The organism is Trichlorobacter sp. (assembly GCF_030247655.1).
In the GTDB taxonomy this organism is placed as follows: domain Bacteria; phylum Desulfobacterota; class Desulfuromonadia; order Geobacterales; family Pseudopelobacteraceae; genus Trichlorobacter.
The window spans coordinates 1-12,784 of sequence record NZ_JAOTRZ010000075.1 but is presented as its reverse complement, the minus strand read 5'-3'; the positions used below and the strand labels follow the sequence as shown (position 1 = coordinate 12,784).

The following is a 12,784-nucleotide window of genomic DNA, read 5'->3' as shown; positions in this document are numbered from 1 at the left end:
GGCGTTGTTTTGCCTTAACCTGTCGCTGACCTATTTTATGTTCAGCTTCAAAGCGTAAGACTTCTTCAAGGTAAATAACATCCCTTGGATTATAAAGATGTAGATTGTGTCCATCATGCCCCGCTAACATAACTCTATATCCTGCCATTGGACCACTGGTCCCCGGGGGGTCGGAATGCTTTAACATTCCGCACTTAATATACCTAGTAACAGTTTCAATAGAGACACACCATCTGTCTGCTAGTTCAGAAAACGTGAACCATGCTGGGTCCGGCAATTTGTTTTTCATATTTAAACCGCCCCCTTCGTGCGGTATCCCTCAACTTGAAAAATCCCAAGAAGGGCCGGGAGGGTCCGGCCTTTTCGCCCCGTCGGGCTATCCTGGGAAAGTTGTTGCTACTCGCAGACAGTCAAGCGTCTTACCACACGGCCAGTAATACAGCCATCCAGAGAAGAAACGAAACGATCCGGGGACGGGGATTCCGGGTCCTCGCAAATCGTATAACCGTTTTCAACTTTACATATCCGCCTGACTTCTTCAGCCCCATGAGGAAAAACAAAGCTGTATGTCCCGTCACCCTGAAATAATGAGACTGAATCATCCACCAGGAAAGCGGTAGAGTCCCTATGCTCCCGGCGAGTAATTATCTTCATGCCAACAGGCAGGGTTTGCATCTCTCTCAGGCCGTTTTCCAGCTCTATCCAGCCGTTTTCGGTTAGTGGTACACAACGCCCCATATTATGCCCTCGCTTTCTGCATGTACTCTGCTGGGAGGTACCGTAAAGATTCCATTGGCATATCGTTACCAATCAAAAGAAGCTCTATAACAGCAATCGAAAGCGGCTTGCAATTGGGGTCGGCTGCATATCTATCAACCTCCTTAATACGCTCATCAAGCGGGGTCCTTGCTCGATATTCCGCCGCCTCGACCTCCACCTCTTCAATGTTAATCTTGCCCATAAAGCCCCCTCTCATGCTGCCTTTGTTATTGGTATCACCTTTGCCCCGGCCTTCAGACCGTCAAGGTAGTCGCTCCAGTGCTGCATCATCCGCCGCCGTTCCTGAATATGGGTGGTTCGGTTGTAAGCTCTGCCCAGCCGATCCGGTACAGCGTGGGCAAGTTGGGCCTCAATCGCGTCAGGGGTGAACCCCAGCACCTCATGCAGCAACGTCCGTGCAACTGCCCGCCAGCCATGTGAAGATAGTTCGTGCTTCTCTATTCCCATACGACGCAGGCCGGTGTTCAGGGTGTTTTCAGATATGCAGCGGGTGTCTGACAGGCTGCTGGGAAAAACCAGCTTGCTACCGCCTGTCAGTGGCTGAAGCGTCTTGATGATCTCTATTGCCTGAGTTGGTAGCGGGACCAAGTGGGCTTGCTTCATTTTCATACGGGCCGCCGGGATTGACCATTCAGCAGCATCAAGATCAAGCTCTGCCCACTCCATGCCCCGTAGTTCTCCAGGACGGCAAAACAGCATAGGCAGCAGCTTTAATGCACACTGAACGACGTATGAACCGCTATAGTCATCAATCGCACGCAACAGGGCGGCAACTTCTTTCGGGTCGGTTGGTGCTGCTCTGTGGCCATGATTTACGGGTGGTAGTATCTTGAACAGGTCTCTGGTAGGGTCACGCTTTACTTTGCCGATACCTATGGCATAGCGAAAGACCATTCCGCAATGGCTGCGTGTACGGTGGGCTTGGTCAAGGGCGGGGCGGTTGGCAATGCGTTCCAGCACTGCCAGAATATCAGGGGCCTCTATGGTGGCTATATCCATGCCGCCGATATAGGGAAATACATCACGTTCAAGCCAGGTCATGATTCGGGTGGCATGGTGGGCAGTCCAGGTGCTGGAAAACTTGTTATGCCAAGCGCGGGCTATATGTTCAAAGGTGCTTTCAAGCTCTATCTGTTTTGCTTCGACAACGGCGGTCTGTTGCTGTTTCTTGGCCTGCTTTGACATGATCGCCGCCGGGTCCTGATCGTTGGCCAACAGATTCTGTGCATCTTCCTTGCGCCGCCGTGCTTCAGCCAGGGAGACAGCAGGATATTGACCAAGGGAAAGTTTTCTTTCTTTGCCAGCAAACTGATACTTGAGGTTCCAGAGTTTTCCGCCGGTGGGAGTGATTAAAAGGTAAAGTCCGGCGCCATCGGTCAGCTTGTAGGGCTTTTCTTGTTTCTTCGCCTTTTCAATTTGCAGGTCGGTAAGTGATACAACCCTTTTAGGCATTGGCTTTACCTCCGGTTTGGGGCCTTTTTGTTTTTCTCTTTAGGGCTTAAATAAAAAAGCCCCTGAAAAAGCCCCAAAAAAATCTGGATTCAAGCATATCAGGCTGGATTGTGTTGGACAAGGCAAAAAGAAAAGCCCTTGAAATTCAAGGGCTTTAAGGTTGCATCGGATGATGCTGGATTGTTAGCTGGTACCAGAGGCCGGACTCGAACCGGCATGAGGTTGCCCTCGGCAGATTTTGAGTCTGCTGTGTCTACCATTTCACCACTCTGGCAAAGTTTTAAGACTATACCTAATCAACCCGCCGAGAGTCAAGAGGCTTTATGCGTCAGGTGTTGATGAACGAGGTTGTTCTTGTTCCGTACGATTTATTACAGGCGCGATCTGATTGGCAAATGCCATGGCAAGTTTCAGGTCATCATGACTGAAAGAACCGGTTTGCTTGTTGATTGCCTGTAGCACCCCTATGACTGTCCCGTTGATCCGTAGTGGCACGGCAATCATATCACGGGTGGTGAACCCAAGTTCTTTGTCGGTAAACTTGAAAAAACGTTCATCAGACTGCACATCTGGAACTATAATGGGTAAATCATTCTGGGCAACCCACCCGGCAATACCTTGACCTTTGGGAACTCTAAAAAAGGGCAGCAGTTCTTCTTTGCCACCGGTAACCACTTCAAAGTCAAGGTGTCCGGTAAACTCATCCAGCAGCAGCAGACTGCCGGCTTCTGCGCTGGTCAGGCGGCAAACTGATTTTACTGCGTGATCCATGATTACTGAGCGTTCATGTGATGAGTTGACTAGGGCAGCCATTTCCATCATGGCTTTTAATTTGTCTTGGGCAATGTCGGCATTTTTTTTCTGAGGCATGATTTGTATTCTCCAAAAGAGATGTATCGTGGCACGTAGGTGCACAGAAATCTGAAACAGTTGTGGTTTGGATTTGTTAGTTTTTAATATGCACCGTCAGTGGTGTCCAGTTCAAAAGATACGTGCTGGCATCCGGCTTGGCAGGTGTCTCATCGACAAACAGTATAAGATAAAGAGGCGTAATGTTTTTAAAAGGCGGCAAACTGTCATTAATCCGGCTAACAGTGAACAGCTGACTACCATCTGGTTGAGGCTCAAAATTTGAGTAGTTACGTCCAGACATGATAATGAGCGGTTCAGTGGCAAGCCTATTTTTCAGTGCTACATATTCATCCCGTCCTTTGGATTCCTGCACGCTTCCCCATGCAGTCTCAAACGTTGCTGACCAACCTTGATACAGATCCAAAGCCTCAGTATCCACATACAGTTGTGACGGGCTGGCTGCTGATCCTGTACCGGCAAATGTTATGATTGGATCATGCAACTCTTTGATCTGCTTCTTTAGTTTTTGATTGAAGCTGGCATATACCGAAGGGGATGAACTTTTGCCGGTATAACGGATTGAAAATGTGCTGGGAGAGAGGATTACTGTTCCGGAGTTGGGTTGGATGACCTTGCCGTTCTGAATAAACTGAAAATCTTTGATGATGCTGGAAGGAGGCCCAGCATGTGCTAATAGTATGTTTGAAAAGGAAATAGTACACAAAATAAGCAAAATTGGTAGCAGACGCACTAAAGTCTCTCCTTGCAGATGATTGTTAAAGACATGCCGCTTTTGCGGTATTGGAATTGTGGTAATAACGTTACTGCTGGATGCTGGTTTCATCTGATGGTATTGTCAAAATCTGATTTTCAGCAGAAACAACTTTAACGGACAAAACAGGTCTTACATATGCTGCTTATAGCACATTTATTTGGTTTCGCAAGTGAAGGACAAGGATAAATTGTATGAAAAATCACGAAAATGTACCGACATCACAGCTTCAGGCCTGGGACAAACAGTATGTCTGGCACCCTTTTACCCAGATGCAGGATTGGCTGGCTGATGATCCGATTGTGATTGTGGCAGGAGAGGGAAGCTGGCTGATTGATTCAGATGGTAACCGTTATCTGGATGGTGTTGCTTCCATGTGGACCAACGTACATGGTCATAGTCACCCAGAACTGAATAAGGCGCTGGCTGACCAGGCGGCCCGGCTTGAACACTCGACCCTGCTGGGGCTGGCAGGTGAACAGTCAATCCTGCTGGCCAAGCGGTTGATTGAGATAGCGCCGACAGGATTGAGCAAGGTCTTTTATTCCGATAACGGTTCCACGGCAGTGGAGGTGGGACTGAAGATGGCCTATCAGTACCACTGTCACAAGGGAGCGCCGCAACGGAGCCGGTTCCTGCGGCTGCAGCATGCTTACCATGGCGATACCATCGGCTCCATGAGTGTTGGGGGTATTTCGATCTATCATGACACCTTCAAGCCGTTGCTGTTTTCAACCATTGAGGGTCCTGCGCCCTATTGCTACCGCTGTCCCATGGGCAAGGCTGATCCTGAAAGCTGTGGCATGGCCTGTCTGGACGCGCTGGAGCGTTTGATGGTTGAGCATCAGGACCATCTGGCCGGGATGATGATGGAACCTTTGCTACAAGGGGCAGGCGGGATGCTGGCGCACCCAGCCGGATACCTGAAGGGGGTACGACAGCTGTGTGATTGTTACGGTGTGCTGTTGATCGCTGATGAGGTGGCCACCGGCTTTGGGCGTACCGGAAAGATGTTTGCGGTTGAGCATGAAGGGGTGACACCGGATATCATGGCAATCTCAAAAGGGCTCTGTGCCGGTTACCTGCCGTTGGCTGCCACATTGGCAACTGAAGAGATCTATCAGGCATTTCTGGGGAATTATGCTGAACTAAAAACCTTTTTTCACGGCCATACCTTTACCGGAAATCCTCTGGCCTGTGCGGTGGCGCTGCGAAGTCTGGAGCTGTTTGACGAAACCGGGCTATTGGAGTCAGTGCAACAGCGTAGTAAACAGTTAACAACTTTGCTGCAGCAGATAGGAGAACATCCCCATATTGGCAGTCTGCGCCAGTGCGGTCTGGCAGCCGGAATTGAACTTGTGCAGGATAAGGAGACCAAGGCGGCGTACCCCTGGGAGGAAAAACGGGGTATCAGAGTCTGTCAGGAAGCTCGCAAATTAGGGGTTTTTTCCCGTCCGTTGGGGAATACGGTGGTGGTGTTTCCACCGCTGGCTATTGCCGAAGATGAACTTGATTTTTTGATGGCTGGTTTGGGGAAAGCGATCAGGGCGGTGGCTGATTAGTCAGACGCAGGTGGTTCAGCAGCTGGCTCTGCTTGTTCAGCCCCATCAAGTGCCTGCTGTGCCTCTGCTTCTGCAGCTTCCCTGTCAGCTGCTTCTTGCTTAAGGCTCTCTTGACGCTCCAGTTCATCGTTTTCAAGCCAGGCCTTTTCAAGATCACTGGCCGGAATATCCAGACCACTCAGGGAAAGTTGGCGCAGACCGCCATCACGGCTGTTCTCAATCAGACTGATCGGGCCGGACAGCTCAGCTGAAAACTCTTCAACGGCATCTCCCAGGTAGATGGTAACCCCTTCATGAACCCGGTCCTTGATATTGACCTTGGGGTTTGATCCGGCTGGACGGTGGGAGCGGACATCAACAATGACCCTGCTCAGCTGCTGTTTTTTCTCAGTTAACGTCGTTATTTCCTGTAGATCTTTGGTCTTCGCAATCTGTTGTTGAAGCTCATTAAGCTGCTCAAGCAGGATTTGCATCCGGTCAAGGTCGTGGTAGTCCACGCCACTATGCACAACGGTTTTAACGGCAGACGGAGCCCCCAGTTTTTTTGCCTCAATACCGGCAAGGGTTACGCAGTCACCACCAGCCAGAACGCCGGTGATCAGGCTGCCGCGGCAATGGATACTACAGTTACGCAGTTCAACATCAACCAGCATGTTTCCCCAGCATTCAACAACGCTATCATGGATAAAATGGGCAGTAATACTACCTCCGCAGAGGATACTACCTTTACCCTGGCCCTGACCATCCATACCGCAAAACTCAATATTGCCGTGGGATATTAAACGACAGGCCCCCACGTTGCCGGTAATCTTCAGGCCTTTACTGGCACTGACCTGAAAACCGTCCAGCACATCCCCCCGCACCTCAACAAAGCCGTTAAAACGTATATTGCCGATACTGAAATCAACATCGCCATCCACCACATATTCTTCCACAACATGGATGGTATCGCCTTCTTGCTTAACCCGTCCGTGGATCTCAGCAATCAGAATATCGTTATGCTCACCGCCGGAACGGACATTCTGCCCCAGTTTCAGAATCAGCGGCTTACCTGCTTCTGATGGAACCGGTTTGCCACGAACCGTCTTGCCTGGGGTCCCGTTGGTGGGAGGTAGTATCCGTCCGATTTCCTGATCTGCATCTACGTTAATGAATTTCTGCACAGCTCTGAAGTCAATCAGGCGTTTTTCTGGATCTTCGTCAGCGGCGGTCTCTGCAGGGGGCTGATCAGAGGTGTCAAAGCTGAAGGCAAGCTTTCCATCATCACCAAGTACCGGTTGAATGCCAGTTGCCAGTAAGCCGTTGGCACTTTTGCCGGGTCGAGCTTCACGCAGCAAAATGGGCACAGCTTCTTCATTAACTCCAATAGTAATGCCATCAGCAGCCAGATACCCCAGCAGCTCATCCCTGGTTGGCGGAGTACCCTCTGCCTTCACTTCAAGGTGGGCACGGCACTCCATCTCATCCTTGGAGAGGCTTAAGATAAGCTGATAGCCGGTCTGGGCGTGGTAGAAACGTTGTCCGTCCGGCTTGCTTTCCTGTGTCTGTGTGGCCTGATCGCTCATTGCTTGCTCCCTGTAATCAGTTTTAGCTTAGCATAAATTACCGTTGGGTAAAGTATGAAATCATTGCAGCAGGTTGGATGAGTATGCCATAGTACGGTCACTAACCAGATGCAGGCGGAATTTTACGTATGACTGAACTGACTCGCATCCTTATTATTGATGATGATGAACCCGGTCGGCAGGTAATGGAACTTCTGCTGAAAAAATCCGGATTTGCACCACTTTCTGCTTCAAATGGTGCACAGGGAGTGGCACTGGTTCGTGAAGGCCGGGCAGACCTGGTGCTGGTTGATCTGTTTTTGCCTGATAAGAATGGTATTGAAATTCTGCAAGAAATCCGTCAAGTCGCTCCTGAGTTGGAGGTGGTGGTGATTACCGGCCATGCCTCGGCAGAGACCGCTGTGCAGGCGATGAAACAAGGTGCGTTTGATTACATAACCAAACCGGTTAACTTTGAAGAACTGAAAATTGTTATTGCCAAGGCGCTTGAAAAGCAGCGTTTGCTGTCAGAAAACGTCTATCTGCGTAAACAGTTGCAGGAGCGGTTTCAGTTTAGCAGCATTATCGGCGGCTCTGCTGCCATGCAAAGGCTGTTTGAGCGGATGCAGCGGATCGTCAAGACTGATTCAACGGTGCTGATCTTCGGTGAATCCGGCACTGGTAAAGAGTTGGTGGCCAAGGCGCTGCACCATAATGGTCGTCGCAAGGGACATGCCTTTGTGGCGGTCAACTGTGGTGCCATTCCGGAAACCCTGCTGGAAAGTGAACTATTCGGACATACCAAGGGGGCCTTTACCGGCGCGGTGCGGGACAAGATCGGTAAGTTTGAGGCTGCCAATCATGGAACTATTTTTCTGGATGAGATCGGCACCATGCCGATGCATCTGCAATCAAAACTTCTACGGGTATTACAGGAACAGGAAGTGGAGAGGGTCGGTTCCACCAAGCCGATTAAACTGGATGTTCGGGTGATCTCCGCCACCAATGCTGATCTTGAAGAACAGGTGCGTCAGGGCAGTTTTCGTGAGGATCTGTTCTACCGTTTGAATGTCATTCCATTGCAGTTACCACCCCTGCGTGACCGGCGCGAAGATCTGTTGCCGTTGGTTAGCCATTTTCTGGATAAATTCTGCCATCTGATGGGGCGTCCGCTGATGACCCTCAGCAAACCGGCCCTTGATGCTCTGGAACGCTACCGTTGGCCAGGTAACGTGCGTGAACTGGAAAACGTGGTGGAGCGAGTGACAGCCCTGACTGAGCAGGACAGTATCGGCCCGGATGATCTGCCGTCCGAGATCACTGAAGCCTCAAGCCCCCCAAAAGGGGTTTGTCTGGATCTGTCACCGGAAGGTATAGATATGCCAGCTGCCATTGAAGAGCTGGAATGTAAGATGATTGCCAAGGCACTGCAGATGAGCAATGGGGTAAAGGCCAGGGCAGCTGCCTTGCTGGGGTTGAACCGGACAACACTGGTTGAGAAGATGAAGCGATTAGGACTCAGCTGATGGTTCTTTGACGGCGAATTCTGAAGGTGGCTTTGAAGGTGGCTGCCTTGATCCCTTCTTCGGTTACAATTTCAGTCATCCCCTCAATATTTCGATCATCCTGATCGGTTACCCTGGCCTCAGCCCGGACAACTCCCCAACGAACCGGAGCATGAAACTCCAGACCCAGTTTGATGGTTACAAAATCCGTCCCTTCTGGCAGTAGGCTTTTAATTGCCATGGCCAGGGCCGTGTCTGCCAATGACACTACCGCGCCGCCATGCATTAAGCCCTTGCCTTGGCAGAGGGCAGCCTTAAACGGCATGGACAGGACTGCCTTGCCGTTTTTTGCTTCATGGATGGTCATGCCCAGAAATTCCTCAAACGGTGCTGTTGCGATCCATTCCGGCAGTTGAAACGGCAGTTCTTCATCTTGATTAACCGGAAGATCATAAATATTTTCAAACATGCTAACTCCTCTGATTTTTCACTCTTCAAACTTCACTCTTCAAACTTGCTTTTCTATCCCCAAATCCCTGCAATCGGTTTGCCGCAACTACCGCAGGAACCGTCTTTCAGATTAAGCCGGGTAACCGTGTAGCCGCTACGCCCAATCACCACCGCCCCACATCCGGGGCAGACCGTCTGTTCCCGACCATGGGCAACATTTCCTTCATAGATATACTTCAGACCTGCCCGGTCACCTGCCTCCAGCGCCAACTCCAGGGAACTGATTGGGGTAGGGGGATGCTGCTGCATCTGATAACAGGGAAAGAAGCGCGAGATATGCCAGGGGGTATCCGGCCCCAATTCGTCGGCAATGAAGCGCGCAATACCGTGTAACTGTTCTGCATCATCATTTTCACCCGGTATTACCAGTGTGGTGATCTCAATCCAGATGCCGCGCCTGCGGTAATCTCTGATGCAGTCCAGCACCTCGTTCAGCTGTGCTCCACAGACACGTCGGTAAAAGTTATTGGTAAATCCCTTCAGATCGATATTGGCAGCGTGCAGCACCGGCGCAATCATACCTAATGCTTCACTGCTGATGTACCCATTGGTAACAAAGATATTGTAGAGACCTGCTTCTGCCGCAATACGCGCTGTTTCCAGCGCGTATTCAAACCAGACCGTTGGTTCAGTATAGGTGTAGGCAATGGAGCGACAGCCACCAGCAGCGGCACGATGAACCAGTTCTGCTGACGGAATCGGGCGGCCAGGCATATGTCCGGTGCCCTGATCATCATACTTGGCAATATCAGCATTCTGGCAATGCTGGCAATGAAAGTTACAGCCGACAGATGCTATGGAATAGCTGCGTGATCCGGGTAAGACGTGGTACAGCGGCTTTTTTTCGATGGGGTCGATATGCTCTGCCACAAGCAGACCTGAAACCAGTGCGTAGAGTTGTCCGCTACGGTTTTCTCTAACTTTGCAGATGCCGCGGCCACCATCAGCAATGGTACAGTGGTGTCTGCAGAGGTTGCAACGTACGGTTTCATGCTCCATGCTATCAAAACAGAGTGCTTTTTCCATAAAAGTGCTCCAACCCCTTGCAGGAATACAGTTTACTGGTATATCTATACCCGATAGTCAACTGAATGCAAATCAGTTGGTAATTTCATCTGTTGGAGCGACCTATGCGCAGACGAAGCACCCTGCAGATATCTCTGGTTCTGATTGGCGGCATGCTGGCCCTTGGTGGCTGTGGTAAAAAGGATGATCGGCATGTCTATAAAAACAAGCAGGACTGTCTGGATGACTGGGGTAATGATCCCAAAAACTGTGAAGAGATGAATCAGAAGGATCGTAACTACAGCCACGGATATTTCTACGGTCCCCGTTTTACTTCCGGGCGGACCTATGCAGGGCAAGGGAGCCGTTCCATTCGGACGGTCTCAGTTTCTCGGGGCGGTTTTGGCAGTCTTTCCTCCTTCCACTCTTCCTTCGGAGGCTAGCTGGATGCAACGGATCAGCCGTCCGCCCCGTATAAACTGGCAACAGAGTGTTGAATCCCAGGGGATGTCCTATCACACCATTGATGATGAGCCGTACTGGGATGAGACTGCCTGTTACCTTTTTGACCGGGCCGAGATAGACCTGCTGGAAAACGTCACCAATGAGCTGCAGGAACGTTGCATTGAGGCAGCCCAGCATGTGATTGATAAAGACCTGTTTGACAAGCTTCAGATTCCGGCCCATGCCGTACCGCTGATCGTCGATTCCTGGGACAAGGATGAACCATCCCTGTATGGTCGCTTTGATCTGGCCTATGATGGACACGCTCCCCCCAAGCTGCTGGAATACAATGCTGATACCCCTACATCATTACTGGAGGCCAGTGTTATTCAGTGGTTCTGGCTTAAAGACCTCTATCCTGATGCTGATCAGTTTAACTCAATCCATGAACGTTTGATTGAGGCCTGGAAAGGGATGGGGATCTCCTCAACCGTCCACTTTTCCTGCGTGGCTGATGCACCGGAGGATTTTGGAAATCTGGAATACCTTCGTGATACGGCAATACAGGCTGGTTTGAGCACTTCACAGTTGTTTATGAACGATATCGGTTTTGAAGAGGTGGAAGGTCGCTATGTAGATCTGGATGACCGGCCGATTGATTGCATGTTCAAGCTGTATCCCTGGGAATGGCTGGTGAATGAGTATTTTGGCCGTAAACTGGCAACAGCTCGGATGAGGCTGATTGAACCGGCCTGGAAGATGCTGCTGTCCAACAAGGGGCTGCTGGCGATCATGTGGGAGCTGTTTGAAGGACATGAAAATCTGCTGCAGGCCGGTTTTGAAGCTGGCCCGTTCAGAGATAACTATGTTACCAAGCCGTTGCTTTCCCGTGAAGGTGAAAACGTGACTGTGCATCGCAACGGCCAAGTGCATGAGGTTGAAGGCAGCTACGGCGGCAAGGCCCTGGTCTATCAGCAATTAGCACCAATCCCCTGTTTTGACGGTAACTATCCGGTGATCGGTTCCTGGATCGTGGCAGGCGAGTCAGCAGGAATCGGCATCCGTGAAGACCGGCAACTGGTCACCACCAATGCCAGCCGGTTTTTACCCCATTACTTTACCTGAATTTTCAGTATCAGACCGAACGGAGGCTATTTATGGACGGATTACAGTTGGACTCTTTTCAAGGAATGATTGATTTTGCCAAGTATTTTGTGGCAGCGCTGGGCTTTCTGCTGGTTTTTTGCACCATTTACTGCAAAATAACCCCCTACGATGAACTAAAGCTGGTGCGGGAAGGCAAGACCGCCCCGGCTATCAGCTTTGGCGGTGCCTTTATCGGTTTTGTGCTGCCGCTGCACAGTGCCATCACCCACAGCGTCGGTTTTCTGGATATGCTGATCTGGGCACTGGTGGCCATGGTGGTGCAGATCCTGGTCTTTTCTATAGTGCGGGTGATCTTTAAGGATCTGGTAAAGCAGATTGAGGATAACCAGGTTGCTTCTGCCACATTGCTGGCCTTCTTCTCGGTTTCCATCGGCCTGCTGAATGCAGCCAGCATGACCTATTAGCATGTACGATGAGCGAGCCATAGAGCTGTTAACCGGCTTGACTGCAGAACAACGTGCCGCACTTGGTGAACTGTATGCCCGGCTTGATGAAGAACTGCGGGTGGAAGTACATCGCCGACAACGGGAGCTGTTTAAGGAATGGCTTGCCCTGGGCAGGGTGGCCCCCAGCCGGGGGGGAGAGGCTGGCTATGCCGCCTTTCTTGCCGTATTGAAGCAGGTTTGGATCGAGCAATCGCCCCAGGTGCTGCCTCAGATCAGGGATCATAAGCCATACAAAAAACGGCTGCGGAATGCCCTGGAAAAAAACTACCTGGATGAACTGGTCCGTCTGCGGGAAGAAGAAAAGCTGTCATGGCGACAGCTTTCAGATCATTTCAAGAAAGAGTTTAAGAAGACCGTTTCACATACCTATCTGAAGCGGATTTATGAGGAACATCTGGCTGAGCCAAAAGGGCTTTAATTCCCCTCATCCCCCCATTGCCAGGGGGGATGTTACCCTACCTCGGCATACTCCCGTACCCTGAACTTCACGCCCAACCCTTCAGCTATTCTACGGCAGGCCTCAATATCAATGCCGGGGATCGTGACTGCAGTTGCGGTCACATCCGGGATGTAACGGGGTGCCTCCCGCAGGAAATCGCAGACCCCTTGCCAGCCACCTGCACCAAAGGGGGTGTTGCAGAGCTTGCCATAGGTTACGGCATCCGGAGCATTCAGACTGATGGAGATGCTGTCAACCAGCCCTTTCAGCTCAGGCAGGATGTTGCGGCCATGGGCCAGGTTAGCC

At 50.9% G+C, this 12,784-nt stretch carries 14 protein-coding genes, 1 tRNA gene and 1 pseudogene; 6 read left to right on the top strand and 10 right to left on the bottom strand.

The genetic code is table 11. The features are described 5' to 3' along the window. The 6 genes from OEL57_RS08580 to OEL57_RS08555 all read right to left on the bottom strand — a co-directional run. The coding region (locus OEL57_RS08580) for a hypothetical protein (RefSeq protein WP_300739629.1) at positions 1 to 289 on the bottom strand (289 nt) is incomplete at its 3' end. Positions 290 to 739: 450 nt separating this feature from the next. After that, on the bottom strand, positions 740 to 961 hold the full coding sequence (locus OEL57_RS08575) for a hypothetical protein (RefSeq protein ID WP_300739628.1): 222 nt from the start codon (positions 959 to 961) through the stop codon (positions 740 to 742). Between the two features lie 11 nt (positions 962 to 972). Next, positions 973 to 2,232 carry a tyrosine-type recombinase/integrase gene (locus OEL57_RS08570; RefSeq protein WP_300739626.1) on the bottom strand — a complete coding sequence of 420 codons (1,260 nt, stop codon included), beginning with the start codon at positions 2,230 to 2,232 and terminating at the stop codon, positions 973 to 975. Positions 2,233 to 2,420: 188 nt separating this feature from the next. Then, positions 2,421 to 2,506, bottom strand: a tRNA-Leu gene (locus OEL57_RS08565). Between the two features lie 47 nt (positions 2,507 to 2,553). Further along, complete coding sequence (locus OEL57_RS08560; protein ID WP_300739624.1) at positions 2,554 to 3,102, bottom strand: GAF domain-containing protein; 549 nt, start codon at positions 3,100 to 3,102, stop codon at positions 2,554 to 2,556. A 76-nt stretch (positions 3,103 to 3,178) separates the two neighbouring features. Continuing rightward, positions 3,179 to 3,835: a hypothetical protein gene (locus OEL57_RS08555; RefSeq protein WP_300739622.1), complete on the bottom strand. Its 657-nt coding sequence runs from the start codon at positions 3,833 to 3,835 to the stop codon at positions 3,179 to 3,181. Between the two features lie 215 nt (positions 3,836 to 4,050). Between OEL57_RS08555 and bioA the strand changes: the two genes are divergently transcribed. Beyond that, positions 4,051 to 5,418: an adenosylmethionine--8-amino-7-oxononanoate transaminase gene (bioA, locus tag OEL57_RS08550; protein ID WP_300739620.1), complete on the top strand. Its 1,368-nt coding sequence runs from the start codon at positions 4,051 to 4,053 to the stop codon at positions 5,416 to 5,418. Here bioA and OEL57_RS08545 read toward each other — a convergent pair. After that, complete coding sequence (locus OEL57_RS08545) at positions 5,415 to 6,983, bottom strand: DUF342 domain-containing protein (RefSeq protein WP_300739618.1); 1,569 nt, start codon at positions 6,981 to 6,983, stop codon at positions 5,415 to 5,417. The two genes, bioA and OEL57_RS08545, sit on opposite strands and share 4 nt — an antisense overlap. Before the next feature lie 128 nt (positions 6,984 to 7,111). On the opposite strand from OEL57_RS08545, the gene OEL57_RS08540 reads away from it, so the two are divergent. Beyond that, positions 7,112 to 8,488 (top strand): sigma-54-dependent transcriptional regulator, encoded by a 1,377-nt coding sequence (locus tag OEL57_RS08540; protein WP_300739616.1) that lies wholly within the window; start codon positions 7,112 to 7,114, stop codon positions 8,486 to 8,488. Here the strand turns inward: OEL57_RS08540 and OEL57_RS08535 are convergent. Beyond that, on the bottom strand, positions 8,481 to 8,936 hold the full coding sequence (locus OEL57_RS08535) for a PaaI family thioesterase (RefSeq protein ID WP_300739614.1): 456 nt from the start codon (positions 8,934 to 8,936) through the stop codon (positions 8,481 to 8,483). The genes OEL57_RS08540 and OEL57_RS08535 overlap by 8 nt on opposite strands. A 53-nt stretch (positions 8,937 to 8,989) precedes the next feature. Next, complete coding sequence (gene amrS / locus OEL57_RS08530) at positions 8,990 to 10,003, bottom strand: AmmeMemoRadiSam system radical SAM enzyme (RefSeq protein WP_300739612.1); 1,014 nt, start codon at positions 10,001 to 10,003, stop codon at positions 8,990 to 8,992. A 104-nt stretch (positions 10,004 to 10,107) separates the two neighbouring features. Here amrS and OEL57_RS08525 point away from each other — a divergent pair, with 104 nt between their 5' ends. From OEL57_RS08525 to OEL57_RS08510, 4 genes are read left to right on the top strand one after another with little or no spacing between them, the layout of a single operon-like run. Beyond that, on the top strand, positions 10,108 to 10,425 hold the full coding sequence (locus tag OEL57_RS08525; RefSeq protein WP_300739610.1) for a hypothetical protein: 318 nt from the start codon (positions 10,108 to 10,110) through the stop codon (positions 10,423 to 10,425). 4 nt (positions 10,426 to 10,429) lie between these two features. After that, positions 10,430 to 11,551: a glutathionylspermidine synthase family protein gene (locus tag OEL57_RS08520; protein ID WP_300739608.1), complete on the top strand. Its 1,122-nt coding sequence runs from the start codon at positions 10,430 to 10,432 to the stop codon at positions 11,549 to 11,551. Between the two features lie 32 nt (positions 11,552 to 11,583). Further along, positions 11,584 to 11,997: a DUF350 domain-containing protein gene (locus OEL57_RS08515; protein ID WP_300739607.1), complete on the top strand. Its 414-nt coding sequence runs from the start codon at positions 11,584 to 11,586 to the stop codon at positions 11,995 to 11,997. Between the two features lies 1 nt (position 11,998). Then, the gene (locus OEL57_RS08510; protein ID WP_300739605.1) at positions 11,999 to 12,457 is read left to right on the top strand and encodes a hypothetical protein; all 459 of its coding nucleotides are present in this window, start codon (positions 11,999 to 12,001) and stop codon (positions 12,455 to 12,457) included. 32 nt (positions 12,458 to 12,489) lie between these two features. Here the strand turns inward: OEL57_RS08510 and OEL57_RS08505 are convergent. Continuing rightward, a pseudogene (locus OEL57_RS08505) lies at positions 12,490 to 12,784 on the bottom strand (radical SAM protein); the annotation flags it as partial.